General features: G+C 64.8%; 23 protein-coding genes and 3 pseudogenes. 12 read left to right on the top strand and 14 right to left on the bottom strand.

Annotation, left to right across the window (positions count from 1 at the left end; all coding sequences use genetic code 11):
• The coding region (locus BN9444_RS06725; RefSeq protein WP_141681574.1) for an aldehyde dehydrogenase family protein at positions 1-922 on the top strand (922 nt) is incomplete at its 5' end.
• A gap of 153 nt (positions 923-1,075) precedes the next feature.
• On the opposite strand, the gene ychF is transcribed toward BN9444_RS06725, so the two are convergent.
• Positions 1,076-2,161 carry a redox-regulated ATPase YchF gene (gene ychF, locus BN9444_RS06720; RefSeq protein ID WP_066488637.1) on the bottom strand — a complete coding sequence of 362 codons (1,086 nt, stop codon included), beginning with the start codon at positions 2,159-2,161 and terminating at the stop codon, positions 1,076-1,078.
• Positions 2,162-2,208: 47 nt separating this feature from the next.
• On the opposite strand from ychF, the gene BN9444_RS06715 reads away from it, so the two are divergent.
• Positions 2,209-3,681 carry an AI-2E family transporter gene (locus BN9444_RS06715; RefSeq protein WP_066488636.1) on the top strand — a complete coding sequence of 491 codons (1,473 nt, stop codon included), beginning with the start codon at positions 2,209-2,211 and terminating at the stop codon, positions 3,679-3,681.
• Between the two features lie 37 nt (positions 3,682-3,718).
• Positions 3,719-4,831: a DNA recombination protein RmuC gene (locus BN9444_RS06710; RefSeq protein ID WP_066488626.1), complete on the top strand. Its 1,113-nt coding sequence runs from the start codon at positions 3,719-3,721 to the stop codon at positions 4,829-4,831.
• Here the strand turns inward: BN9444_RS06710 and BN9444_RS06705 are convergent.
• On the bottom strand, positions 4,828-6,042 hold the full coding sequence (locus BN9444_RS06705; RefSeq protein WP_168164062.1) for an MFS transporter: 1,215 nt from the start codon (positions 6,040-6,042) through the stop codon (positions 4,828-4,830). The genes BN9444_RS06710 and BN9444_RS06705 overlap by 4 nt on opposite strands.
• A gap of 568 nt (positions 6,043-6,610) precedes the next feature.
• Between BN9444_RS06705 and BN9444_RS15470 the strand changes: the two genes are divergently transcribed.
• Complete coding sequence (locus BN9444_RS15470; protein ID WP_478219569.1) at positions 6,611-7,369, top strand: DUF6542 domain-containing protein; 759 nt, start codon at positions 6,611-6,613, stop codon at positions 7,367-7,369.
• Here BN9444_RS15470 and BN9444_RS06695 read toward each other — a convergent pair.
• Positions 7,366-7,898: pseudogene (locus BN9444_RS06695) on the bottom strand (type 1 glutamine amidotransferase domain-containing protein). The gene BN9444_RS15470 and the pseudogene BN9444_RS06695 overlap by 4 nt on opposite strands.
• 139 nt (positions 7,899-8,037) lie before the next feature.
• Positions 8,038-8,994: a 4-hydroxy-3-methylbut-2-enyl diphosphate reductase gene (locus BN9444_RS06690; RefSeq protein ID WP_066491269.1), complete on the bottom strand. Its 957-nt coding sequence runs from the start codon at positions 8,992-8,994 to the stop codon at positions 8,038-8,040.
• A gap of 87 nt (positions 8,995-9,081) precedes the next feature.
• Between BN9444_RS06690 and xseA the strand changes: the two are divergent.
• From xseA to BN9444_RS06675, 3 genes and pseudogenes are all read left to right on the top strand, one after another.
• Positions 9,082-10,126 (top strand): annotated as a pseudogene (gene xseA / locus BN9444_RS06685) (exodeoxyribonuclease VII large subunit).
• 32 nt (positions 10,127-10,158) lie between these two features.
• Positions 10,159-10,434, top strand: coding sequence for an exodeoxyribonuclease VII small subunit (locus BN9444_RS06680; protein ID WP_066491279.1), 276 nt, complete (start codon positions 10,159-10,161; stop codon positions 10,432-10,434).
• A complete protein-coding gene (locus tag BN9444_RS06675) occupies positions 10,434-10,772 on the top strand; it encodes a hypothetical protein (RefSeq protein WP_066491281.1) in 339 nt (112 codons plus the stop codon). The genes BN9444_RS06680 and BN9444_RS06675 overlap by 1 nt, the downstream gene beginning before the upstream one ends.
• A 56-nt stretch (positions 10,773-10,828) precedes the next feature.
• Here the strand turns inward: BN9444_RS06675 and BN9444_RS06670 are convergent, their stop codons facing one another.
• Together BN9444_RS06670 and BN9444_RS06665 are read right to left on the bottom strand one after the other, a co-directional pair.
• A complete protein-coding gene (locus BN9444_RS06670; RefSeq protein WP_066491283.1) occupies positions 10,829-11,398 on the bottom strand; it encodes a DUF4245 domain-containing protein in 570 nt (189 codons plus the stop codon).
• A 6-nt stretch (positions 11,399-11,404) separates the two neighbouring features.
• Positions 11,405-11,596 carry a hypothetical protein gene (locus BN9444_RS06665; protein WP_066491285.1) on the bottom strand — a complete coding sequence of 64 codons (192 nt, stop codon included), beginning with the start codon at positions 11,594-11,596 and terminating at the stop codon, positions 11,405-11,407.
• A gap of 230 nt (positions 11,597-11,826) precedes the next feature.
• Between BN9444_RS06665 and glpX the strand changes: the two genes are divergently transcribed.
• From glpX to BN9444_RS06645, 4 genes are all read left to right on the top strand, one after another.
• Positions 11,827-12,840 (top strand): class II fructose-bisphosphatase, encoded by a 1,014-nt coding sequence (glpX, locus tag BN9444_RS06660; RefSeq protein ID WP_066491288.1) that lies wholly within the window; start codon positions 11,827-11,829, stop codon positions 12,838-12,840.
• Positions 12,841-13,037: 197 nt separating this feature from the next.
• Positions 13,038-14,438 carry a class II fumarate hydratase gene (locus BN9444_RS06655; RefSeq protein ID WP_068801628.1) on the top strand — a complete coding sequence of 467 codons (1,401 nt, stop codon included), beginning with the start codon at positions 13,038-13,040 and terminating at the stop codon, positions 14,436-14,438.
• Positions 14,439-14,702: 264 nt separating this feature from the next.
• Positions 14,703-15,326, top strand: a complete 624-nt coding sequence (locus BN9444_RS06650; RefSeq protein ID WP_068801627.1) for a TetR family transcriptional regulator — start codon at positions 14,703-14,705, stop codon at positions 15,324-15,326.
• Entirely contained in the window at positions 15,320-16,891 is a 1,572-nt protein-coding gene (locus tag BN9444_RS06645) for an MDR family MFS transporter (RefSeq protein WP_068801626.1), read from the top strand. The genes BN9444_RS06650 and BN9444_RS06645 overlap by 7 nt, the downstream gene beginning before the upstream one ends.
• 79 nt (positions 16,892-16,970) lie before the next feature.
• On the opposite strand, the gene BN9444_RS06640 is transcribed toward BN9444_RS06645, so the two are convergent.
• The 5 genes from BN9444_RS06640 to BN9444_RS06620 all read right to left on the bottom strand — a co-directional run bounded on the left by BN9444_RS06640 (position 16,971) and on the right by BN9444_RS06620 (position 21,189).
• Positions 16,971-17,528: a GNAT family N-acetyltransferase gene (locus BN9444_RS06640; protein ID WP_068801625.1), complete on the bottom strand. Its 558-nt coding sequence runs from the start codon at positions 17,526-17,528 to the stop codon at positions 16,971-16,973.
• 57 nt (positions 17,529-17,585) lie between these two features.
• A complete protein-coding gene (locus tag BN9444_RS06635; protein WP_066491300.1) occupies positions 17,586-17,852 on the bottom strand; it encodes a hypothetical protein in 267 nt (88 codons plus the stop codon).
• A 107-nt stretch (positions 17,853-17,959) separates the two neighbouring features.
• Complete coding sequence (locus BN9444_RS06630) at positions 17,960-19,327, bottom strand: PhoH family protein (RefSeq protein ID WP_066509618.1); 1,368 nt, start codon at positions 19,325-19,327, stop codon at positions 17,960-17,962.
• A gap of 342 nt (positions 19,328-19,669) precedes the next feature.
• Positions 19,670-20,335, bottom strand: a complete 666-nt coding sequence (locus BN9444_RS06625) for a hypothetical protein (protein ID WP_066509615.1) — start codon at positions 20,333-20,335, stop codon at positions 19,670-19,672.
• Positions 20,336-20,472: 137 nt separating this feature from the next.
• The gene (locus BN9444_RS06620; protein WP_068802159.1) at positions 20,473-21,189 is read right to left on the bottom strand and encodes a LysR family transcriptional regulator substrate-binding protein; all 717 of its coding nucleotides are present in this window, start codon (positions 21,187-21,189) and stop codon (positions 20,473-20,475) included.
• A gap of 34 nt (positions 21,190-21,223) precedes the next feature.
• Here BN9444_RS06620 and BN9444_RS06615 point away from each other — a divergent pair.
• Positions 21,224-21,577, top strand: a pseudogene (locus tag BN9444_RS06615) (DUF5997 family protein); the annotation flags it as partial.
• Between the two features lie 241 nt (positions 21,578-21,818).
• Here the strand turns inward: BN9444_RS06615 and BN9444_RS06610 are convergent.
• The 3 genes from BN9444_RS06610 to glyA are packed head-to-tail and all read right to left on the bottom strand — an operon-like array spanning position 21,819 to position 25,692.
• Positions 21,819-22,448: an aminotransferase class IV gene (locus BN9444_RS06610; protein ID WP_066491312.1), complete on the bottom strand. Its 630-nt coding sequence runs from the start codon at positions 22,446-22,448 to the stop codon at positions 21,819-21,821.
• Positions 22,448-24,376, bottom strand: a complete 1,929-nt coding sequence (locus BN9444_RS06605; protein WP_068801624.1) for a chorismate-binding protein — start codon at positions 24,374-24,376, stop codon at positions 22,448-22,450. The genes BN9444_RS06610 and BN9444_RS06605 overlap by 1 nt, the downstream gene beginning before the upstream one ends.
• Before the next feature lie 20 nt (positions 24,377-24,396).
• Complete coding sequence (glyA, locus tag BN9444_RS06600; RefSeq protein ID WP_066491318.1) at positions 24,397-25,692, bottom strand: serine hydroxymethyltransferase; 1,296 nt, start codon at positions 25,690-25,692, stop codon at positions 24,397-24,399.
• Positions 25,693-25,852: the final 160 nt, after the last annotated feature.

Raw genomic sequence — 25,852 nt, 5'->3', positions numbered from 1 at the left:
GCCGGGCCGCGGCGCCGAGGTCGGCGACGCGCTCGTGCCTCTCGTGGACGGCCTCTCCTTTACCGGCTCGACGAAGGTGGGCAAGCAGCTCGCCGCCCAGGCTGCAGAGCGCCTCATTCCCGCCATACTCGAGCTGGGCGGTAAGAATCCCGCGCTCGTGCTTGCCGATGCCCCCGCTTCCTCCACCGCCCCTGCCCTCGTCCGCACGGCTTTTTCCTCCTCAGGACAGCTGTGTATGTCTGCCGAGCGCGCCTACGTCCATGCCGATGTCTACGACGAGCTCGTCGCCGAACTGCAGCAAGCGCTCGACCGCGAGGTGCTCGGTGCGTCGTTCACTGACGCGGCGACCATCGGCACGCTCACCTCGGCAAGGCAGCTCGAGACTGTCCAACGCCACGTCGACGACGCGGTATCCAAGGGCGCAACTGTCGTGTACGGCGGCAAGGCCCGCCCGGAGCTCGGTCCGTTCTTCTTCGAGCCGACCATCCTCGAGGGTGTCACGGAAGACATGGAGTGCTACGCTGCCGAGACCTTCGGCCCCGTGCTTTCCCTCTATAAGGTGAACTCGGACGAGGAGGCCATCGCACGCGCCAACGACACGTCGTATGGCTTGGCGGCCTCCGTGTGGTCCGGATCCGAGCGCCACGCCTGGAACGTGGCCAGCCGGGTGGAAGCCGGCATGGTCAATATCAACGAAGGCTTCGCGGCGGCCTACGGCTCCATCGCCGCGCCGGGCGGCGGCGTCAAGGAATCCGGCCTCGGCCACCGCCACGGCGAGACCGGCCTACGCCTGTGGTCCAACGAGCGGACGGTCGCCGCGCAACGTCTCCACCCGCTCGCGCCCTCGACGCTCCTGCCGCCCGAGCGCTTCCGCACGCTCATTACGACGGGCATGCATGTGATGAAGACGTTGCGACTCTAAGCGGGATTTCACGACAACGAAGCCCTCCCGATCGCGCGATCTGGAGGGCTTCGTTGTCGTGAAAAGCCGGTGAGGCGTTGACGAGCTCCGACTCGTGGTCGCCACCGGTGAGCATAGTGTGCGAGCAGACTCGGGCTGTGGCGGTGGGTGAGTCTAGCCGCCGATCTTGAAGTCGCAGACGTCGCCGTCTTGCATGATGTAGTCCTTGCCTTCCTGGCGGACCTTGCCGTGAGCGCGGGCCTCGGCCATGGAGCCAGCCTCGTCGAGGTCGTCGAAGGAGACGATTTCCGCCTTGATGAACTTCTTCTCGAAGTCGGTGTGGATAACGCCAGCGGCCTGCGGGGCGGCGGAGCCCTTCTTAATCGTCCAGGCGCGCGCTTCCTTCTCACCGGCGGTGAGGTAGGTCTGCAGGCCAAGCGTCTCAAAACCAGCCTTGGCGAGCGTGGCCAGGCCTGGCTCGGTCTGACCCACGGACTCGAGGAGCTCCATGGCCTCATCCTCGGGCAGTTCGAGCAGCTCGGTCTCGGTCTGGGCGTCGAGGAAGACGCACTCCGCCGGGGCGACGAGCTCTGCGAGCTCGGCGCGCTTGGCGGCATCGGTAAGCACGGCCTCGTCCGAGTTGAAGACGTACAGGAAGGGCTTAGCAGTCATGAGATGGAGGTCGCGCAGCGGCGCGAGATCGAGCTCGCCGTTCTTCGCGGCGGCGAAGAGGGTGCGGTCATCCTCGAGGACGGCCTGAGCCTTCTTGGTCTCCTCGACTTCGACGGCCTTCTCCTTATCCTTGCGGGCTTCCTTCTCCAGGCGCGGCAGGGCCTTCTCGATGGTCTGCAGGTCAGCGAGGATGAGCTCGGTATTGATGATCGAGATATCGTGCGCCGGGTCGACCTTTCCGTCGACGTGGATGACATTGTCATCGGAGAACGCGCGAACGACCTGACAGATGGCGTCGGCTTCGCGGATATTGGCGAGGAAGGCGTTGCCCATGCCCTCGCCCTTGGAGGCGCCCTCGACGATGCCGGCGATATCCACGAAGGACACGGTCGCGGGCAAAATGCGCTCCGAGTTGAACATCTCAGCCAAGCGGTCGAGGCGCTTATCTGGCAGCTCCACGAGGCCGACGTTGGGCTCGATGGTGGCGAACGGGTAATTCGCGGCCAAGATATCGGAACGGGTCAGGGCGTTAAATAGCGTGGACTTGCCCACGTTGGGCAGGCCGACGATTCCAAGTGTAAGACTCACGGGGCCAATCCTAACGCACCGGAAAAAATTTAAGGCAAGATGGTGGGGTGAGTTTTGATCAGCCCGACGCGTCCCCGACAGACCCCAGCGCCCACCCCGAGGCCCTGGGGCTTTCCGCCAAGCCGAGTGAGGCTGCCGATGCCGCCCGCCTGAGCGGCGTCTCCCCGCACCCGCCGGGAGACCAAGTCGACCGCTCCGTTGTCGTGGCCGACATGGTGCGCAACGTCTCGATGTGGGCGCTGCGCCTGTTTATCATCGGCGCATTTATCTATGCGGCCGCGCGCATGCTGGGCAACTTCTGGCAGGGCGTCCTGCCGGTTCTGCTGGCGCTCATTATTTGTACGGTGCTCGCGCCGCTGTCGGGTGGGATGCGCAAGGTCGGGCTGCCCAGCGGGCTCGCCGCGTTCGCCTCCATCCTGCTGTTTTTTGGAATCGTGGGCGGCATCATCGCGTTTGTCGCGCCGAACTTCGCGCGGCAATCCCAGACGCTGTACTTACAGACCGTCGAGGGCATCCAGCGCCTGCAGCTGTGGGTCCAGGGTCCGCCGCTCGAGCTTGATAACGACGAGCTGGGCCGCTATATCGACGAGGCCGCCACATGGATTCAATCCCGCGCGGGTTCCATCGCGGGCAGCGTCTTCTCCGGCATCGGCACCGTGACCTCCATCGTGGTCACCCTCCTCGTCGTCCTCGTCCTTACTTTCTTCTTCCTCAAGGACGGCCACAAATTCTTGGGCTGGCTGCGCGAGGCCACCGGCCGCCGCGCGGGCTGGCACCTCACCGAGCTGCTCACCCGCGCCTGGAATACACTGGGCGGCTTCGTCCGCGCACAAGCGCTCGTCTCTGCCATCGACGCCGTCTTCATCGGTCTAGGACTTATCATCCTCAACGTGCCGCTCGCCATGGCGCTGGCGATTATCACGTTCTGCGCCGGCTTCATCCCCTTCGTCGGCGCCATCGTCGCCGGCGCGCTGTCCGTGACCATCACGCTCGTCTCCCTGGGACTCACCAAGGCCGTCATCGTGCTCATCATCGTCCTCGTCGTCCAGCAGCTCGAGGGCAATGTGTTGAGCCCCTGGCTCCAGGCCCGCGCCATGAACCTCCACCCCGTCGTCGTGCTCATCTCCGTCACCGTCGGCTCCGCGCTCTTTGGTCTCGTGGGCGCCTTCCTCGCCGTGCCCGTCGTCGCCGTGTTCGCGGTGTGCTGGCGCTACGTCCTTGAGGTCCTCAAGCTGCAGTCGGGCGAGATCCACGCCGAGGACATCCGCTTCGAGACCGTCGCAGGCGAGCTCATCGGTCGCTACACCGAAGACGAGGGCCGCTTGAAACGCGTCACCCTGCGCGACAACGAGTTCGCTGGCGAGGCCGCAGGTCGCGACGCTGCAGCTGATGGCACCGACCCCACCACCATGGACGTCGACGCCGCGCCACACCCGGCCGAGCGCCCGCGTATTCGTCCGCAGCTCGACAAGGCCCGCGACATTCTCGATAAAACTTTCGAAAAGTTCCGGCGTTCCTAAACGACCATGTCGACACCGTCTGGCAGGGTGGGGCTCCATGAGCTCCATCCTGTATTTGATTCTTGGCCTTGTTCTTGGCGCCGTGCTGGGCTGGCTCGCACACGCCTACCGCGTGGGCCAGTCCCCCGCGCCTGCTTTGCCTGCCGATGCCACCCGCGAACTCACCGCCGGAGTGCGCGAAGGCCTCGCAGATTCACTCGACCGCCAGGTCGTCCCGCTTGAGAAGGCCATGGATCGCCTGGGCCTCCAACTCCAGGAGCTCGAGGCTGGTCGCGCCGCCGAATTCGCGTCGCTCACCAGCCAGGTGCAGGCCATCACGCGTACCTCGGCGCGGCTCAATGACCGCACAGACAAACTCGTCACAGCGCTGCGCTCCCCCAACGTTCGCGGACGGTGGGGCGAGATCCAACTCGAGCGCGTCGTAGAGCTCGGCGGCATGGTCAAGCACGTCGACTTCGACTCGCAGGTCACCGCCACCCTCGACGGCCAGCGCGTGCGCCCCGATCTCGTCATCCGCTTGGCCGGTGGGCGTCAGATCGTCCTTGATGCCAAGGTTCCTTTCAGCTCGTATCTTGACGCGCTCGAGGCCACAGACCCCGAGGAGCACGCCGCTTTCCTGCGCCGCCACGCCCATCTCATGCGCAGCCACGTCGCGGCGCTGTCCGGCCGCGAGTACATCGAGGCCTTCCAGCCCACGCCCGAGTTCGTGGTACTCTTCGTCCCCGCCGATCCTTTCCTCGACGCCGCGCTGAGCGTCGACCCGGACCTCCTCGAGTTCGCCTTCGAGCGCAATATCGTCATCGCAACCCCCACCACGCTCTTCGCCCTGCTGCGCACCGTCGCGCTGGGCTGGCGGCAGGAAGACATCTCGGACAAGGCGCGCGAGGTGCAGCGCCTAGGCCGCGAGCTCTACTCGCGCCTTAACACCATGGGCGAACACTTCAATAAGGTGGGTCGCGGCCTCGAGCGCGCCATCGACGCCTTCAACGCGACGCTCGGCTCCGTCGACTCCCGCGTCATGGTCACCGCCCGCAAGCTCGGCGAGATGGACATCCCGGCGCGCACGGACCGGCTCCCCACCGAACTCGAGCGCGTCGATACGTGGCCGCGTTACGCGCAGGAGCCTCTACCGGAGGAAGGCGGCTTTTAGGATGCACGCCGCGCAGCAGCACGACGCGCGACTGCGAGCTGCAGGCCTAAGGCAATGACCGCGCCTGCGGCAGGAATCCAGAAGGCAGCATAATGGCTGGCGGTAAACACGGGCATCATGACGACAGGAGCCAGCGCCGCGCCGAAGAAACGGAAGGCCAACACGGTCGACAGGAGTTCCGTGCCACCGGGCGAGCGCAGCACGAGCATGTTGATGATGATCTGTACCGCTTGCATGCCCACGAGCGCCAGCGCCCAGGCAACCGCAATGACGATCGGGTGCGGGGACAGTGGCACGCACAACAGTCCCGCGATGACGCTCCCCAGTCCCAGCGCGAGCGACCGGGGCACGCCCAGGGCGTCGACCGCGCGACCAATGAAGCGGGAGAAAATAAATGCTGCCAAACCGCCGCACATCACGACGGCGCCGCGGCCGGCCGAGCCGAGATCAAAGCGCTCCGCAGCGAGCAAGGACACGGCAAACGGCATGCCCACCACACCGGCGCCCAGAATCAGGAAGGTGAGCATGTGGACGGACATATATCCCCATTGCACCCGCTCGTTGTCACCAGCCACCCGGCGCGGCGCGGGCGTGAGCATGGGCACCCGTACCAAGAAGATGAAGACCACGGAGGCGATAACGACCAGATAGGTCAGCCGCCAAGAAATGAGCGCGGCGGCACCGGCCAGCAGCGGAGCCGAGAACACGCCCAACGATTGCATCGCAGTAAACGTCCCCAACGCGGTGCCCAGCTCATGGTCAGGAGTAATCCGTTTCACAATGCCTTGCAGGACTGGAGTCGTGAAGGCATTGGCAATCGCCATGATGACGAAGATCGTGAGGAATATCCACCATGTAGGCGCCAGCATCAGACCTACGGCGCCCGCACAAATAACAGCGAATGCGACAAGCACGACCTTGGACGGTGAAAACCCGCGCACCAGTCGGCCAGAAAACAACATCGCAACCGCAAACGGAAAGGTGTACGCCGTAATGGTCAGCGCGGCGAGGGAGACTGAAATCCCAAACGAACGCGAAAACTCCGGCAAGACGACGGAAGTAGACTGGCCGACAAAGGGACCCACAAATCCGCCTAGGTGAATAGCCGCGCGCTGCCACCGTGTTCCGCTGGGATCAGCAACCTCGTCGCCCGCAGCACGGTGGGCCGAACCGGAAGCGCCCTCTCCTCGGTGCGATGTCGAATTGGTCATGCACGCACTGTAACGCATCGTTCATAACCTGCACCGAAGTTCGTAAAGCGAACGATTTTTACCCCCGTTCCCCACCGATGTTCTACATCTTTCCGTCGACAGACGGCGAAATCCGCATCCACGCCAACGGCCCGGACGTGTGGCTACACCGCAGCGACTATCTCAACGCCCGCGCCGGCACGATCCACTCGTTCTCCTTCCACGCACACAACACGCACATGCTCGGCATTCTCACGACACCTCTCTGTGAGAAACTCTTCGAGTATATGAACGCGCCCTCGGATTTTCGCCGTACAAGAAGAAGGCACCGAGCCGTGGTTCCCAGCGGAAGGATTGTGGCACGGCGCAAGCCGAACTCGACCTCACCGTCGTGGGCCCGCCGCCACGGCACTAACCGACGACGGCCCGCGCGTCTCGTTTCGGGGTGACAACGCGGGCTCGATATGCGGAAACTCACCTCGCTCAATCCCTCTTCCTGGGTAAAGAAAAGGTAAAATTGCCGTTCGTGTCACATGCCAATGCCTCCACCGCCACCCGCCGTCCCTCCGGATACGCGCCGCGGTCCGGCATGCCAGTGTGGTCCGGGCCGGCGATTATCGCTGGCGGGCTCCTTCTTGGCCTCATTATTACGGTCGCCATGAGCGGCTTTAGCTGGGCCTTTACAGCATGCTTCGCACTCGGCGTCCTCGCGGCCGTCCTCGTGGTCAACCCACGCGGCTTGCTCATTACGGTCTTGTCTATCCCCGTGATCTTCGCGGTCATGGTGTTGCTCACCGGCTGGCTGACTGCGTATAGAAGCAGCGATACTGCCTCGTTGTTCTCGCGTACCACGCTGTTTACTGGCGCCTATCCTTTCGTTGAACGTTTTCCCGCGCTGCTCATCCTTGTCCTAGCCGGGGCTCTTATCGCCGTCGTGCGCCTGTGGCTCGCTGGTCGCAACGCCTCGTCAACCCGCGAGTCTGAGGCTGCTACCCGCCGCGCCACCGCGGAGGCCGAGCGCCGCAATCGTGTCGCAAGCACCCGCGCCCGCCAGCGCTCCGGCACGCTCACGGTGGCGGAGCTCAAAGCCCGCAATCAATCGGNCGCCCCGATCCGAATCGCCGTGCAGGCGACGGCACCGCCACGTTCCCTGCGCAATCGGCCCCGGCTACCGATGCCCCCTCAGATTCACCCGCAGCCTCCAAGCGTCCCGCGCGCCGCGCCAGCCGCCTCGACGAGGACCTCTACGGCGAGGACTAAACGCCACCGCGCAGACAGAACAATCCCCCGGCGCGACGCCCAATTCATGCAGGCGTCGTACCGGGGGACTTCTGTAAGAACGTCTTAGTGCTTGCCCTCAGCAAACTCTTCGACGATCTTCGCGTTGAAGGCGGGCAGGTCGTCCGGCGTACGAGAGGACACAAGGCCCTCATCAACGTGGACTTCCTCGTCGACCCAGGTCGCACCCGCGTTGCGCAGGTCCGTCTTGAGCGACGGGAACGACGTCAGCGTACGGCCCTTGAGCACGTCCGCGTCGGTAAGAATCCAGCCGCCGTGGCAGATAACGCCCAGCGGGCGGCCTGCCTCGACGTGCTTCTTCACGATCTCCACGGCTGCCTCATCGAGACGCAGCGCATCCGCATTGCCGGTGCCGCCGGGCAGCACGATGCCATCAAACGCTCGCCACGGGCCTCAGCCGTCGTGGCGTCTACGTCGATGGAGGTACCCTTTTTGCCGCTAATCTGGCCCTTCTCCGGGGCAAGAATCTTCACGGTCGCTCCCGCCTCGCGCACGGCGTCCGCCGGCGAGGTGAGCTCGGAATCCTCAAAATCGTTCGTCGCGATAAAGGCAATTGTCTTTGTGGACAGATCCGTCATTGTCTAACTCCTTCATGACTATCGAATGCTTACGAGGATCCACCGTAACCGCCCTCTGCGAGCTCTGCAGAGCTCCTGCGTACAGCGCCGCATACACAAAACCCCGGTCCGCACGGACCGGGGACGCAACGCGAAAGACTTACTTCACGCGTGCTGGCCGCAAGTCACGCGGCAAGGCAAAAGTAATGGTCTCGGTGCTCGTGGTCACCTGCTCGACGTCGCTGTAGCCGCGCTCGTCGAGGAATTCGAGGACCTCGCGCACGAGCAGCTCCGGCACGGAGGCGCCACAGGTAACGCCCACGGTGGTCACGCCGTCGAGCCACTCCTCCTGGATCTCCTTGGCGAAGTCCACGAGGTGGGCATCCTTGGAGCCAGCTTCGAGCGCGACCTCAACGAGGCGCACGGAGTTCGAAGAGTTCTTGGAGCCCACCACGATCATAAGGTCGCACTTCGGCGCGATGGCCTTGACGGAACCTTGGCGGTTCTGCGTGGCGTAGCAAATATCGTCTGACGGCGGGTTCTCCAGGTGTGGGAAGCGCTCGCGCAGGGCGTTGACGATGACCATGGTCTCGTCGACAGACAGCGTGGTCTGGGACAGCCAAATAAGCTTTTCGTCCTGTAGCCAGTCCGGCAGAGCCGCGACACCGTCGAGGCCGTCGACGAGGTGAGTAACCTCCGGCGCCTCACCTGCGGTGCCCTCGACCTCTTCGTGCCCCTCGTGGCCGACGAGGAGGATGTGGTAACCGTCGCGGTGGAAGCGCTGGGCTTCCTTGTGCACCTTCGTCACAAGCGGGCATGTGGCATCGAGCGTGATCTGGTTGCGGTTCTTCGCCTCGGCGCGCACGGTGGGCGCAATGCCATGGGCGGAGAAAACAAGGTGGGCGCCCTCGGGGGCCTCGGAAGCCTCGTCGACGAAGATGACGCCGCGCTCGGCCAAAGACTCGACGACGTAACGGTTGTGAACAATCTGCTTGCGCACGTAAATGGGGGCGCCGTACTTCTCCAGCGCCTTTTCTACCGTCTCGACTGCGCGATCCACGCCAGCGCAGTAGCCGCGCGGCGCCGCCAGGAGAACATTCTTGCCAGCTTCACTCATAAAGCCCAGAGTACCGACGATCGGACAAAAACAATAGACTGGGTGAACACGCCTGTAATTTCTTCGTACATTAAGGTAGGTCACTCTATGGCGCATGCCGCGTCTTCGCCCGAGTCTCCATGGTCCGTCGCCATGGTCAACCACTCCGTCAAGGGGTGGATTGATAAGCTCGGCTACCTGTGGATCGAGGGCCAGCTTGCCCAGGTCAATTACAAGCCTCAGTGGGCCTTCGCGTTCCTCGTGCTCCGCGACGTCAACCAAGACAAGTCCATTGCCTTGCGCGTGCCCTCCCGCCAGTTCGGCGCCATGCAGCCGCGCCCCAAAGAGGGCGACCGCGTCATCATCCACGGCAAGCCCAACTTCTACGAGGGCCGCGGCGAGTTTTCCATCATGGTCGACGACATACGGCAGGTCGGCTTGGGCGACCTCCTGGCGCGCATCGAGATGCTCCGCCAGCAGCTCGCCAGTGAGGGACTCTTCGATCCCGGCCGCAAAAAACCACTGCCCTATCTGCCGCACAAGGTCGGTCTGATTACCTCGCGCGGCTCCCATGCGGAGCGCGACGTCCTCGCCGTGGCCCAGGGCCGCTGGCCGCACGTCCAGTTCCGCGTGGAAAACGCCGCGGTCCAGGGCACCGAGGCGGTCAGCTCCGTCATCCGCGCGCTGCAGATCCTCGACGCGGACCCGCAAGTCGACGTGATCATCATCGCCCGCGGCGGCGGCGCCGTCGAAGACCTGCTCCCCTTCTCTGAAGCGGCCCTCCAGCGCGCCGTCGTCGCGGCGCAGACGCCCGTAGTCTCCGCCATCGGCCACGAGCCNCGATCCCATGAAGCCCATCAACGACCGCCGCGACGAACTCGACCGCAACCTCGCCCTCATTCGCCGCGACATCCAGTACGTGCTCAGCACTGAGCAGAAGCAGGTCGCGGCCCTGCGCGCGCAGGTCTCCGCGCTCGGTCCCTCCGCCACGCTCGCCCGCGGCTACGCCGTAGTCCAGGTCGTTCCGCGCGACGGCTCGGGTCCCGAGGTGGTCACGTCCTACCAGCAGTCCCCGCCCGGCAGTCAGCTGCGCATCCGCGTCGGCGACGGCTCGATTACCGCCGCCGCGATGGCCGCTCAGCCGGCAGACTAAACTCCCCCACGAACGCATATTTAAGGAGCACCATGTCCGAGAACACCTTTGGCACCGGCCAGCCGGGCCAGGACGCCTTCCCGCCCGTCGAGCAGCTCAGCTACGAAGAGGCCCGCAACGAGCTCATCGAGACCGTCAAAATCCTCGAGCTCGGCCAGATGGGCCTCGACGAATCGCTCAAGTTCTGGGAGCGCGGCGAGGCGCTCGCCAAGGCCTGCGAGGCCCACCTCGACGGCGCCTCCCAGCGCGTGGAGGCCGCGCTCCACCGCGCCGACCAGGGCGATCAGACCGCAGAGGCGGCAGAGTAATGCAGATTTACGGCTACCCCGGCGACCGCGTCGATTTTGTGTCTAAATCCGGCTCGGCCGGCTCGATCCTCTTTGGTGACCCGCGCTCCCTCGTCGAGGAATTCTTCGGTACCCCGCACACGGACTCCGGCGACGAGGTCACGTACTTCAAGGGCTCCATCGCCGTGGCTTTCGCCGACGGCAAGGTCGAGTCGATTACTGTCACCCCGGGTACCACGCGCGAAAAGGTCGACGTCTACCTCGGCCGCGACAAGCTCAACGGTCTCACCGAGCTTGCCGATGCCCCCGGTGTCTCCGCGGTCTTCTCCCCCGAGCTCACCGCGGTCACGTTCCGCTAGCAGGCTTCGCCCGCTAGAGCGGTCCGCTGGCGCGTTCCGCTAGCGCGGAACGCGGATTAATTGGGGAGGGGTTGCGCCGCGACGAACGCGCGCACCAGCGCCTCATAGTCGTCATCGCTCGCCGATCCGGTGAGAATGACGCGCTCGTCGCCCAAGTCAAAGCCCCACAGCGGGCGGACGTCCGCGTCCTCAGACGCGAAGACCTGCACGTCGGTACCATCGACGGTGCGGGAGCTGCGGTCGGCGCGGTATGCGCCATCGTAATTTTTAAGGGCATCGTCAAGCGGCACGGCTGTCTGCGCAGCCTGGATGAAACCCTCCTCGGCGGTGACCCAGCCAACGATGGCGGCGGTCTCGCCCGCGACGCTCGAGCGGCGCGCGGAGTTGGGGGTCCAGCCTTCGGGCACCTGCGGCAGACGCAGGGCCGTTTCCGTCGTGCGCGACTCTAAGTCAAGGAAAGACTGCGCGTCCACGGGGTTTTCGCGCGCGTAATTTGTCTCTTCCGGGTTGACGGTGCACAGGCCCGTCGCGCCCACGACGACCAACATCATGATGACGACGACGCCGAGCGACAGGACCATGTCCTTGCCGCCTTCAAAGATTTTGGGTTTATCTTCAGCTGCCACGGCTACCTAGTATGGCATGCCGTCGGGGCATTGCCTAAAGCGTTCTCGCGCGGGCGAGCAGTCCTCATGAGCCGCGGCGACGCGCGCGGCAACGGCTTCGCCCACCGTCTCGCCCCGCGGCTTCTCGTGCTCAACAACGACGGCGCCCAGAGCGACGCTCACAGCGAGGACAGGGGCTAGGACTTTCGCAATCATCATGGTCCCTACTGTGCCGCGCCGAGCTAGCAGCAGGCTCGCGGGAGGCCCCGCGCCAGCGACCAATCCCCTGTGCGCTTCCTGTGGGCCTGTTGAACAGGCACTATCGCGGAACGGGTGTACACGTTCCCACATTCGGGGGCCCGATTCGGACGTAGATCTGGAAGAAAAGTGCAACAATATAAGGAGGTCCGTTTACTTCCGCATTTTTATTTCCAAGGAGCATCCTTTTCATGTCGGATAACACTTCGTACATGCCCGACCGCAACCTCGCTATGGAGCTGGTGCGCGTCACCGAGGCCGCCGCGCTGGCGTCGGGCCGCTGGGTCGGCCGCGGCATGAAGAACGAGGGCGACGGCGCCGCCGTGGACGCCATGCGCAAGCTCATCAACACCGTCGCCATGAACGGCATCGTCGTCATCGGTGAAGGCGAAAAGGACGAGGCTCCCATGCTCTTCAACGGCGAGGAAGTCGGCACCGGCGAGGGCATCGCCATGGACATCGCGGTCGACCCGGTCGACGGCACCCGCCTCATGGCCGAGGGCCGCCCTAACGCGATTTCCGTCATCGCTGCCGCCGAGCGCGGCACGATGTTCGACCCGTCCGCCGTGTTCTACATGAAGAAGATCGCCGTGGGCCCGGACGCCGTGGGCGTTATCGACATCAACGCCTCCGTCAAGGAGAACGTGGAGGCCGTCGCCAAGGCCAAGGGCATCCGCCCGTCCGAGGTCACCGTCGTGGTCCTCGACCGCCCGCGCCACAAGGAACTCATCCAGGAAATCCGCGACGCCGGCGCCAAGGTGCGCCTCATCATGGACGGCGACGTCGCCGGTGCCATCGCGACCTGCCAGGACACCAACTCCATCGACATGATGATGGGCACCGGCGGCACCCCGGAGGGCATCATCACCGCCTGCGCCATGAAGTGCATGGGCGGCGAAATCCAGGGCAAGCTCGCCCCGAAGGACGAGGCTGAGGCGGAGAAGGCACGCAAGGCCGGCCACGATCTCGACCGCGTCCTCGGCACCAACGACCTGGTCTCCTCCGATAACTGCTACTTCGCAGCCACCGGCGTCACCAACGGCGACATGCTCCGCGGTGTGTCCTACCGTGCCAACGGCGCCACCACGCGCTCCCTGGTCATGCGCTCGAAGTCGGGCACCATCCGTTACATCGACTCCCAGCACAAGCTGGCCAAGCTGCAGGAATACTCGGTGGTCGATTACTCCGACCCGAAGACCAAGTAGTTTTCCCTCGCCGCGCTTGCGGCCCCACGTGGGCACCGGCGGCGCGGCTTTTCCTCATTAGTAAGGCTCGTCACACACCGCTGTGCCCCGCACCGTGATGTGTTTGTGCATACTGGTTGCTAGCAAGTGTGACTTGTCCGCGGGCGCTGAAGAGCCTGCACTCCGAATCACGTTGAAGACAAAAAGGTGGAACATTCATGACTGAGTACCGCATCGAACACGACACCATGGGCGAAGTAAAGGTCCCGGTTGACGCGCTGTGGCGCGCCCAGACCCAGCGCGCAGTGGATAACTTCCCCATCTCCGGCCGCGGCCTCGAGGCTGCCCAGATCCGCGCCCTCGGCCTGCTCAAGGCTGCGTGCACACAGGTCAACAAGGACACCGGCAAGCTCGACGCCGAGAAGGCCGACGCGATTATCGCCGCCGCCAAGGAAATTGGTGAGAACAAGCACGACGATGCTTTCCCCATCGACGTCTTCCAGACCGGTTCCGGCACCTCGTCCAACATGAACACCAACGAGGTCATCGCGTCTATCGCTCACAACAACGGCGTCGAGATTCACCCGAACGACCACGTCAACATGGGCCAGTCCTCCAACGACACGTTCCCGACCGCCACCCACGTCGCAGCGACTGAGGCCGCCGTCAACGACCTCATCCCGGGCCTCAAGGTCCTCCACGAGTCGCTGCTCGCCAAGGCCAAGGAATTCGCTGACGTCGTGAAGTCCGGCCGCACGCACATGATGGACGCCACCCCGGTCACCCTCGGCCAGGAATTCGGCGGCTACGCTCGCCAGATCGAGCTCGGCATCGAGCGCGTCGAGGCCGTCCTCCCCCGCCTGGGCGAGCTCGCCATCGGCGGCACCGCCACCGGTACTGGCCTCAACACCGCCGCTGACTTCGGTGCCAAGGTCACCGAGGAGCTGAAGAAACTCACCGGCATCGAGCAGCTCAAGGAGGCCGAGAACCACTTCGAAGCTCAAGCTGCCCGCGACGGACTCGTCGAGTTCTCCGGCGCCATGCGCACCGTGGCCGTCTCCCTCAACAAGATCGCCAACGACATCCGTCTCATGGGTTCCGGCCCGCTCACCGGCCTCGCCGAGATCCACCTCAAGGATCTGCAGCCAGGTTCCTCCATCATGCCGGGCAAGGTCAACCCGGTCCTGGTCGAGTCCGCTACCCAGGTCGCCGCTCAGGTCATCGGCAACGACGCTGCCGTCGCCTTCGGTGGCGCCTCCGGCCAGTTCGAGCTCAACGTCTACATCCCGATGATGGCGCGCAACGTCCTCGAGTCTGCCCGCCTGCTCGCCAACATCTCCCGCGTCTTCGCTGAGAAGTGCGTCGACGGCATCACCGCCAACGAACCGCGCATGAAGAAGTTTGCCGAGTCCTCCACGTCGATTGTCACGCCGCTCAACGGCAACATCGGCTATGAGAACGCTGCCAAGGCTGCCAAGCATGCCCTCCACGAGCACATCACCGTGCGCGAGGCCGTCATCGACCTCGGCTTCGTCGACGGCGAGAACCTCACTGAGGAGCAGCTCGACGAGAAGCTGAACGTTCTCACCATGACCAACCGCGACCGCGACAACTTCTAAGCCGCCTTCGCCCCACGCCCCAGCAGGTTTCTTTCCTGCTGGGGCTTTTGCCATGCCAGCTTCGCCGGCCCCCGACGGCGGCGGCGGAGTACTTTTTCGCCGCCAAAGCGCCTTCCCCGCGCGGATTCTCAGCGCTTCGTCGGCCCAAAAATCATCCCAGCACCGTCTGCCCTATGAGCCAGGTCTCTCTCAAACCCGTCAGTTCGCGAAAATCACCCACTGTGCACTTGGTGCAAGTTTGCACCGCGTGTAAAGTTGCGCTCTGTGCAAGAAGAACTAACGTTACGCGAACAAAAACGGCTCGCCACCCGCGATGCCATTGAGGACGCCGCCACCAAGCTGGTGGACGAGCGCGGCTTCAACGACGTCACGGTGGAAGAGATTTGCGAAGCAGCGGGGATTTCTCGGCGCACATTTTTCAATTATTTCGATTCCAAGGACTCCGCCGTGCTCGGCGGGCCCAGCAAGGAATTCACGGAAGACGTTCGACAGCGTTTCCTCACCGAGCCCACGGACAACGTCCTCACCCTCGCGCTCCACGTCGTCGACGCACACATGGTCGGCCATCATCACGGAACCGTCGTCGCGGAGCGCCGTCAGCGCATCGCAACGCAACCCGAGGCCGCCATGGCGTCCATGATGCGCAAGCGTGAGAAGGCCCACGAAATTAAGCAGCTCATCGAGCAACGTCTCACCGCCGAGCCGGAGCTCCAGCGCCTGCCGGACTCCTCCCCGGCGACGGAAGCCATGATCATCGCGTCTTTCCTTCGCGAGGCCCTGTGGCTCGCTCTTGCCGGACCGGATATCGATTGCACTGAGCCCCTCGCAGACCGCCTCCACGGCGCGCTGCGTCTCTTTACTGAATACGCGAAAGGAATCCAATGGTAGCTACTACCGAACCGGTTGCCCCGGCTGAAGGCGAGGCCCGGGCTAATAGCCTCGGCCTGATTTTCTCTGCCCTGGTCCTCACCATGTTGATGAGCTCCCTGGGCCAGATGATCTTCTCCACCGCGCTGCCCACCATCGTGGGCGAGCTCGGCGGCGTCGACCACATGAGCTGGGTCATCTCGGCCTTCCTCGTCACCATGACCATCGCCATGCCGATCTCCGGCAAGCTGGGCGACATGATGGGCCGCAAGTGGCTCTACATCGGCGGCATCGCCGTGTTCGTCATCGGCTCCGCGATGGGCGGCTTCGCCCATGCCATGGGCCTGCTCATCGCCGGCCGCGCCGTGCAGGGCTTCGGCGCCGGCTTCATGATGATCTCCTCCCAGTCGATTATCGCCGAGGTCACCTCCTCCCGTGAGCGCGGCAAGTTCATGGGCATCATGGGCGGCGTCTTCGGCCTGTCCTCCGTCCTCGGCCCGGTCCTCGGTGGCTGGTTCACGGACGGCCCGGGCTGGCGCTGGGGCCTGTGGATGAACATCCCGCTGGGTATCCTCGCCATGATCGTCTGTACTCTCGTCCTCCACCTGCGCGTGGGCGATACCTCCATGAAACGCTTCGACTGGCTCGGCGCCACCTTCATCGCGCTTACCACCGCCTCGCTCATCCTCATGACCACGTGGGGCGGCACCGAATACGAGTGGTCGGATCCGATCATCCTCGGCCTGGCCGCCGTGGTTATCGTGGGTGCCATCATCACCGTTCTCGTCGAGACGAAGGCCAAGGAACCGCTTATCCCGGTGCACCTGTTCAAGAACCGCAACATGGTGCTCACCACCCTTGCCGGCACCGTGCTGGGTCTGGCAATGTTCGGCGTCCTCGGCTACATGCCGACCTACCTCCAGATGGTCCACACGCTCACCCCGACCAAGGCTGGTCTCATGATGATCCCGATGATGGTCGGCCTCATCGTGACCTCCACCGTCGTCGGCTTCATCATCGCCCGCACCGGCCACTACAAGGTCTATCCCATCATCGGCCTCGTGATTACCGCGGGTGCCCTGTACTGGATGTCCCGCCTCTCCGTCGAGACGCCCCTTGTCACGCTCGGCTTCGAGTTCCTCGTCTTCGGCATCGGCCTCGGCTTCGTCCAGCAGGTCCTCGTCCTCATCGTGCAGAACTCTTTCCCCATCGCACTGGTCGGCACCGCTACCGCGGCAAACAACTTCTTCCGCCAGATCGGCTCCGCCGTGGGTGCTTCCCTCGTGGGTTCGCTGTTCATTCACAACATGAAGAACGAGCTTGCCGCCAACATGCCGGCCGCCATCAAGGAGATGGGCCCCGCCGGCGCCGAGTACGCCAAGCAATTCGCTGAGCAGGGCTCTGGCTCCTCGCACCTCACCCCGGGTCTCGTGGCGCAGATGCCGGAGACCATCCAGCACGTCATCCTCTCCGCCTACAACGATGGCCTCACCCCGGTTATCCTGCTTATGGTTCCGATGGCCATCCTGGCGCTCGTCCTCGTCCTCCCCCTGCGCGAGGAGCACCTCAAGGAAACCATCTCTTAAATCTCTGCGCTATCCTTTCGCACGAAGGCCGCCTGCAGCACTGCTGCAGGCGGCCTTTTGCTTGCTTTCCGATGCCCCCTTAAGAGGCCGGCTTCTCCCCCGGCTTGGGCAGGAGCAGCTCATAGACTGCTGTGTCACGCCACTGGCCCGCGAGCTCGCCGTAGGTCATCTTCGCCAAGTGGGAGTACGTGCCCACCTTTTGGAAACCGCGCGAAATGTGCAGGCCTGCGGAGCCTTCGTTCTCCGGGAAGATCCACGCGTGGATGGCCCACTTGTGGAGCTGCTGACAGACCTCGATGAGCTTGTCGAGCAGCGCGCCAGCGATGCCGCGGCCGCGGGCGTCCGGGTGAATGTAGATGGAGTCTTCGACCACGCCGTGGAAGACGCTGCGCGAGGAGATAGGAGCGGCAGAGACCCAACCGAGGATCTTCGAGTCATCATCCGCTTCCACCGCAACGAACACGCTCGCCGCGATCTTGGAACGCTGGAACTGTTCCAGCGTGAGAGCCTTGGTCTCGTACGTCGCGTGACCCGTCTCGAGTCCATGCTCGTAGATGGCCCGCATCTGCGGATAGTCCTCGATACGGAACGGGCGCAGCACGAAACCCTTGCTACGTGTGGTGTCGTTTTCTGTCATGGCAATCCATTATTCCGCAGACCCCCGCGCCATGCACAGTTACGTTCACCCTCGGATTTAGGAGGATGCCCTAAACAGCGTGTGGTACTGGGGCGTATTGATGGCGTTGAAGAAGATATCGGCGATGGCCACGAAGCCAAGCGCCACCGCGAATCCAATCGCGACGTCGAAGGGCACGTTCTGCGAGGACGCGTCCTTGCCCTTGGAGGATTGCGGTACTTCGATCCCGGCGTTGCTCGAGGTATTCGGCTGTGCGGCGTTCGCAACGGGGGTGGCGAGCAGTGCGGCGGCGACAGGTACGGCGATGAGCTTCTTCAAGCGCATGTGCAAGAACTCCCTTGGGTCAACGAGCGCACGGCCTGGCAGCAGTACGCGGCTAGGATTTCCATCCTAGCCGCTCCACCGCCCACGCGAGAAGTCGAAACCGTTGCTTAGCGGCCGTCCTCGAGCAGGTCGGTCACGAGCTCGGCGATGGCCGAGCGCTCCGAGCGCTGCAGGGTGACGTGGGCAAAAAGCTCATGGCCCTTGAGCTTTTCGATGACTGCCTGGACGCCGTCGTGGCGGCCCACGCGCAGGTTATCGCGCTGCGCGACGTCGTGCGTGAGCACGACGCGGGAACCGCGGCCAAGGCGGGAGAGCACGGTGAGCAGCACGTTACGCTCCAGCGATTGGGCCTCGTCGACGATGACGAAGCTGTCGTGGAGGCTGCGACCACGAATGTGCGTGAGCGGCAGGACCTCGAGGAGCTCACGGTCCTGGACTTCCTCGATGACGTTGTCGGAGACCAAACCCTCGAGAGTGTCGTAAACGGCCTGGCTCCACGGGTTCATCTTCTCGCTTTCGGTGCCCGGCAGGTAGCCGAGCGACTGGCCGCCGACCGCATACATTGGGCGGAAGACGACGATGCGACGATGCTCATTGCGTTCCAGGACCGCTTCGAGGCCGGCGCACAGCGCAAGCGCGGACTTGCCGGTGCCTGCACGACCGCCTAGCGAGACGATACCGACGTTGGGATCCGCAAGAATGTCGAGCGCCACGCGCTGTTCCGCGCTGCGTCCCTGCAGGCCGAAGGCACCGACGTCGCCGCGCACGAGCTGCACCGCACCGTCCGCAGTCACGCGGCCGAGCGCGGATTGCCCCGCCGCGTTGAGCCGCACGCCGCAATGCACGGGCAGGTCCGCCACCGGCGTGCCGTCGTCCGTGTCCACGTCATCGAGAAGAATCGAGCCTTCGGCAAAGAGAGCATCGATATCCTCCGGCGCCACCTGCGCCGTCGCCATACCGGTGTAGCCGGTGAGCACGACGTCCTGGGCGTGGTACTCATCGGCGTCGAGTCCCACGGCGCCCGCTTTGACACGCAGCGGCACGTCCTTAGTCACCAGTGTCGTGTCCTTGCCTTCGTGCGCGAGGTTGAGCGCGCACGCAAGGATCCGATGGTCGCCCTCCGTGCCACGGAACGCTGCCGGCAGCAGGGACTGATCCTGATGATTAAGTTCGACGCGCACGGTGCCGCCGTCAGTATTGACAGGCACCGGCTCGTCGAGGCGTTCGTAGGTCTGGCGCAGGTCTTCGAGCATGCGCAGGGCCTGGCGTGCGAACCATCCCAGCTCGGGGTGGTGGCGCTTGCCTTCCAGCTCGGAAATGACGACGACTGGCAGCACGACGTCGTGCTCGGCGAACTTCCGCAGTGCCCAGGGATCGGACAACAAAACGGAGGTGTCGACGACATAGGTCTTGGTGCGCTGCGTGGTGGCAAAGGCAGACTCGACGCCGCTGGCGTCACTATCTTCGGTGCTCAAGGTGGCTGTTGTAGCGATATCGCTATGGAACATGACTTTATGGGCTTTCCTAGGTTGTGGTCACGCTCGCCGCAGGTGACCCACGGCGTCGCTTCGCGTGGTGCTCGCCGGCCCGATAACCGCGTCACCGAACCGGTTGTCCCCCACCGTAAGCAAGCAAGGTTACAAATTACAGCGTTGTAAGTGAACAGCGCGTGACCTTTCACCCGCCCGTGCGCATCCGCGCACATCTATCTCACGCGCCCTAACCGCCACCGAAGCACACCCCCAAGACGCCACAAGCGCCGACTCATTCGAGTCGGCGCCGGTGTGCATATCAGCGGTCGTCGCGACCGTGCACGGCTACTTCTTCTGAATATCGGCCGCGAACTCGCCACTTTCGCCCTTAACCCACTTCACGGTGGCGTTGGTGAACTCCTGGACCCAGCCTTCGCCGTCAGAGACGGCCTGCTCCGGAGACTCCGGCAGACCCAGGGACTCCAGGCCGCCCTCGGACTCGAAGGTCTCGGCAATCTTGCCGATAACCGGGACGGACTCGCCAGACTCGTTGTTAAAGGCCAACAGCTTATCCTTGGCGAAGGTGGCGACAGAGCCAGCATCAGAGTTGGTGATGTTCTGGATGTCGTCCATGGACATGCCCCACTCGGAAGCCTTGCTCTCCAGCGCGGAGGCGAAGGCGGCCGGGATCTCGAACTCGCCGGCGGCGGTGTTGATGGTGGTCTTCTCCCCATCGGCAGCGCCCTCAGAGCCAGCGCCCTCAGACTCGGAGCCCTCAGCACCGCTCGGCTCGGCGCCCTCGGAGGCGCCAGCGGACTCGGAATCCTTCATAGAATCCTTGGCGTTATCAACCGCGGAGCCAGCCGCGGCAGTAGCCTCGTTAGCGGCAGAGCCTGCGGTATCCTTTGCGGTATTCGCGGCATCCTCAGCGTCCGAGCCACAGGCGACCAGGCCGATAGCGAGGGAAGCAGTAGCGATACCAGCAGCAACGCGACGAGCGATAGTGTTCATGAAGAAATGACCTTTCATTAGGAATCTTTATGTTTGGACCCGTTTCTATAAGCAACGGCGTCTGCCATCGACCCTAATCGCACGTTCAGCAAATCCTCAAGATACTCTCAACCAAATGTGCCCCCGCTGACGGAGTTTTACCGCCGTTTGCCCCGCTGAGAGCCTTTCTTTCGTTTTGATAACGTTTGCTTGGATACCGATTTCTTGCCTTTAACGGCACCTGTCCGGCGCGCTTGCTTCGCCAAAGATGTTGCGCGTGCAGACTTTTTCTTCGTGTCCGTGCGCGACGAGTTCGGCGTACGCCCACGGGCGATTCCAACGAAGTCCTGAATGACTTCGCCGTCGTCCTCCTTGCGCCACACAAGGGCGATGAAGGTGCGGGGCGAGGGGGCGGAGGGGGCATCGGCAAGCGCGAGGGGCACGACCTGACGCTTGGAGAGCACCTTGAGCAGCGGGCGCGGGGCGACGACAATGCCGACGTTGGCCGCGACGATCTGAAGCGCGTCGCGCACAGCCTGCACGTCCACGACGCCAGTGTCCGGAATCCGGTAGTTGACAATCTCATCCGCGACATCCGCGGGGTTGACCGTCTCCCCCATCTCCGCGAGGATATGGTCCTTCGGCACCGCGATGCCTGGGGCCTCGTCATAGAGGCGCACCATGTGGAACGTGTCATCGATGCGGGGATCCCCAGCTTCCGGCACGCGCGCGAGTGCGAGGTCCGCGGAGCCGGCGAGGACGTCCGCGAGGGCGTCATCGGCATCCGCCGTGGCGAGCTCATGCGAGGTGTACTCACGGTAGCGGGTGAACCATTTCCCTGGCTCCGTGCCGGTGGCAAAACTAAGACGCAGCATGTTCCCCAGCTTACGGGGTGCTACGGTGGGAGCCATGACTCAACCAACCAGCCAGCCGTCGGGAACTGCCATGCGCCCGCAGACCGCGGCGAAGAAGCTCGGTATTTACCTTCCGGCCACCCCGGAAGAATTCCAGAACGGCGCCGTCACGCATGCGCAACTGCGCGAGCTCCAGGACAACCCGCCCCAGTGGCTTGTCACGCTACGCCAGGAGGGCCCGCACCCGCGTCCTGTCGTGGCGCAGAAGCTGGGCATTTCCGTCAACGCCATGAAGAAGAACGACATGGACCACCCGCTCACCACGGCCGAGATCAAGGCCCTGCTCGATGAGGCACCTGAGTGGCTCACCGCCGCGCGCAAGCAGCATGCTGAGCAGCGCGCCGGTGCTGCCGATGCCCCCGCTGCCGAGCGGCCTGCTCCCGGCACCGCCGTGGGTCCGTCGGTTGCGCACCGCGCCACAGAAACCGACGAAGACTAGTCCCGTTTCCCATCGCCGTTGCCTGCGGGCGCGGCGATTTTTCGTGTCTCCTTCACGAAGGCACTGTCCCGTTGGCAATAAGCGCAGGTCGCGCCATGACGCGGATTTTTCGCGACCAGCGCTTATTGCTGTTGGGACATGGCTTTCGTGCTTAGAGGCGCTCGGCGTACTGCCACAGGGCTGCGTTGAGAGCGGCGGCGTCGAGCTCGACGGCGGGCGCGGGGGTCGTCTGGCCGTCGTGGACCCACGCGACGACGGGCGTCAAACCGTGGAGGGCGCTCGCGACGAGAGCCGGAGATTTCTTTAATTCGGCGAGCGGGATGGCACGTCGGCGAGGCGCGGGCAGGAGTCCGGCCTCAACGACGGCGGTGACTGTGGTCGAGGCGAGGGTCTGAGATTCGGGAGCCTGGATCCAGTCACGGCCGTCAAAGACGAGGAGCGCGGCGTTGGCGGCCTCGAGCGCGTGACCGTTTGCGCGGAGCAGGGCATCGTCGGCGCCATGTTCGCGGGCCTGCGCGCGCAACTCGCCGAGCATTGGCAAGTCAGGCCCCTTGACGCGCGGCGCGGTGCGTGGGTCCTCGCTCCCCGGGATCCACAGCGTGGTCGTGCGGCGCAGCGGCGGCGCGGGGCGGACGTCGACGCCAGCGTCGGTGATGCGGGGGAACCACTCGCCGGTGCACGGCACCGCGTCGAGGGACGGATAGCCAGCGCCGAAGCGGGCGCGATGCAGGTCGGGGCGGATGGCGCGGCCGTCGCGGACGAGGAAAGAATCGACGCGCATTAGAGCTCCACTCCCAGGGCGCGCAGCGGCCGCGTCTTCACGAGGGTTTCCTCCCACTCAGCCTGGGGGTCGCTCACGTGGAGCACGGCGCCGCCCATGCCGTAATACGCAGCCGGTGCGCCCGCGGCGCGAGCGTCGAGGCCGGGGATGACGAGGCCGCGGATGGTCATCGAGAAGTCCGCCGCGCCGTTCAGGCCGAGGTAGCCGTAGGCGCCGGAGTACACGCCGCGCCACGTGTCCTCAAGCGCGGCGATGATCTCCATCGTGCGCAGCTTGGGCGCGCCCGTCATGGAGCCGCCGGGGAACGCGACGCGGAGGACATCGACTGCGGTAGCGGCAGGTCGCGTGGCGGCCGCGGCGCACAGGTGGCCTTCGATGACGCAGAGCAGCTGGTGGACCGTGGCGTAGCTTTCCACGATAAACGGCGCGGGCACGGCAACGCGTTCGCAGACGCGCGAGAGATCGTGGCGGACCATGTCGACGACCATGAGCAGCTCGGAGCGTTCCTTCGCGCCGGCGAGTTCGGACTTGAGTCGGGCGTCTTCGGCAGGATCATCGGAGCGGGGTCGCGTGCCCTTGATGGGCTTCGAGGTCACGCGGCCATTCGCGTCGACGGCGAGGAAAAGCTCGGGGCTCGTGGACAGCAGCGCGTTGCCTGCGAAGTCGATAAAGCCGCCGCGCGGCGTCGGGTTATCCGCGCGCAGGTTGAGATACGCACCGAGCGGCTCGGGGGCCGTCGGGAGTTCAAGGCGGTTGGTGAGGCAGACCTCGTAGGACTCGCCGCGCGCCATGGCCGCCTGGGCGCGGTCGATGAGCGCGAGGTAGTCGGCCTCGTCGTGGACGAGCCGCGCGGTGACCGGATGTCGCATGGCGGCGGGCGCGTCCGCGGTCGCCACGTCCCAGTCAGTGTCGCCACGCAGGCTCACACAATGGGTCACGCCGCGGGCATGGTCGATGACGACGGCGCGGTCAGTGAAGACGAACTCGGCGTCCGGGCCGGGCGCGTGGGGCAGGCGGCCGCGGAGAGCAGGCAGGACCTGCTCTCCCACCTCGTAGCCGAAGTAGCCCACCCAGCCGAGCGCGAAACCGCAGCCGGGTATCGGCGGGCCCACGCGGTCAGGCAGGCGGTGGGCAGCGAGTTCGGCGGAAAGCTCGGCGAAGACGTCGTCGCGGGTGACGTCGAAGGACAGATGCCGGGCGCGCGGGCCGGAGTCGTCGCCGAGGATGCTGAATTCGCCCTCGGCGAGCCAGAAGCGGTTGCCGGTGAGCTGCGCCGCGACGGCCGCCGGGTCGATGGCGTGATCGAGGGTGCGCACGGCGAAAAACTCGGACGCGTAGTGCGCGCGGGCGAGCTCCAGGAAATTCGCGATGAGCGCCTCGCCAGCTTCTGCGCAGACGGACTCGGGGTGGAATTGGACGGCCCAGCGGGGGCGTTCGGTAGCTGCTATGCCCATCACCATGCCGTCTTCGACAGCCGTAGCGTCGGTGAGCGTTGCCGTCACAGTAAAGCGCTCCGGAACCTCAGTGGCCGCGAGCGAGTGGTAGCGCACGACGGGCAGCGGATTAGGCAGACCGCGGAAGAGACCCGTGCCGTCGTGGGCGACGAGGGCTTCCTCGCCGTGGGCAGGGCGCGGAGCTGGTCCGACCGTGCCGCCGGCGAGGTGCACCATGGCTTGCAGGCCCAGGCATACGCCGAGGATCGGGCCATCGAACTCGCGCAGGACATCGGCGGTGATGCCCAGGTCCGCCGGGTTGGCTGGGGTACCGGGACCGGGTGAGATGAGGACGGCATCGGCAGCCGCAAGATCGACCGAAGCCCACGGGGTGTCATTGGGCACCACCGTGGGCTCGGTGTTGGTGACTCGTCGCACGTACTCCACCAGGTTGAAGGTGAAGGAGTCGTGGTTGTCGACGATAAGCAGGCGCATGGCCCGCTATTGTAGACCGCTTAGACCAGCTTCCAGTCCTCGAGGCCCTCGTAGAGCGGGAAGTCCTTGGCGACCTTCTCCACGCGGGCGCGCAGAGCAGCGACGTCGGCCTTCTGGCCGGCGGCCAGGGCGGTACCGATGATGTCCGCGACCTCGGTGAAGGCGGCGGAATCCAAGCCGCGGGTAGCCAGGGCCGGGGTGCCGATGCGCAGGCCAGAGGTGACCATCGGCGGACGCGGGTCGTTCGGGACGGCGTTGCGGTTGACGGTGATGCCGACCTCGTGGAGGAGGTCCTCGGCCTGCTGGCCGTCGAGCTCCGAGTTGCGCAGATCCGCAAGCACGAGGTGGACGTCGGTTCCGCCCGTGAGGACGTCGACGCCAGCGGCCTTGGTGTCCTCGGCGGTGAGGCGCTCGGCGAGAAGCTTCGCTCCCTCGAGGGTGCGGGCTTGGCGGTCCTTAAAGTCCTCAGACGCAGCGATCTTCAGCGCGATGGCCTTGGCAGCGATGACGTGCATGAGCGGGCCGCCCTGCTGGCCCGGGAAAACGTTGGAGTTGATCTTCTTGCCAAGCTCTTCCTTGGCAAGAATCATGCCGGAGCGCGGGCCGCCCAGGGTCTTGTGAACGGTGGTGGACACGACGTCAGCGTAGGGAACCGGGGACGGGTGCAGGCCAGCGGCAACGAGGCCGGCAAAGTGGGCCATGTCGACCCACAGCTTGGCGCCGACCTCGTCCGCGATCTCACGGAACGCGGCGAAGTCGAGGGTGCGCGGGTAGGCGGACCAGCCGGCGATGATGACCTTGGGCTTCTCAGCCAGGGCCTGTTCGCGGACCTTGTCCATGTCGATGCGCATGGTCTCAGCGTCGACCTCGTACGCGGCGACATCGTAAAGCTTGCCGGAGAAGTTGAGCTTCATGCCGTGGGTGAGGTGACCGCCGTGGGCCAGGGACAGGCCCATGATCTTGTCACCCGGCTCGGCCAAGGCGGAGAGCACTGCTGCGTTGGCCTGCGCACCGGAGTGCGGCTGGACGTTGGCGAACTCGGCGCCGAAGAGCTCCTTGGCGCGGGCAATGGCCAGGTCCTCGATGATGTCGACGTTCTCGCAGCCACCGTAGTAGCGGCGGCCCGGGTAGCCCTCCGCGTACTTGTTGGTGAGCACGGAGCCTTGTGCCTGCAGCACGGCGCGCGGCACGAAGTTCTCCGAGGCAATCATTTCAAGGGTGTCGCGCTGACGGGAGATTTCGCCGCCGATGGCCTGGAAGACCTCCGGGTCGAGCTCGCGCATCTCCTGGTAACGCACATCATTATTAGCAGTCATTAACGTCCCTTACGTATCGTGTCTGAAAGTCCTGCAGGGCGGCGCGGGGGCTTGACCCGGGCACGCTGCCTATCATCATAGAGCAGCTCACAGCCGGGAAACACCCGAACCTCGCGGAACTCGTTTGAGCCCAACCCGGGGTCATTCGCCGCTCCACGCC

Source organism: Corynebacterium phoceense (genome assembly GCF_900092335.1).
Taxonomy (GTDB): Bacteria; Actinomycetota; Actinomycetes; order Mycobacteriales; family Mycobacteriaceae; genus Corynebacterium; species Corynebacterium phoceense.
Note: the sequence above shows the minus strand (reverse complement) of the source record. Positions and strands in the feature narration are given on the sequence as shown.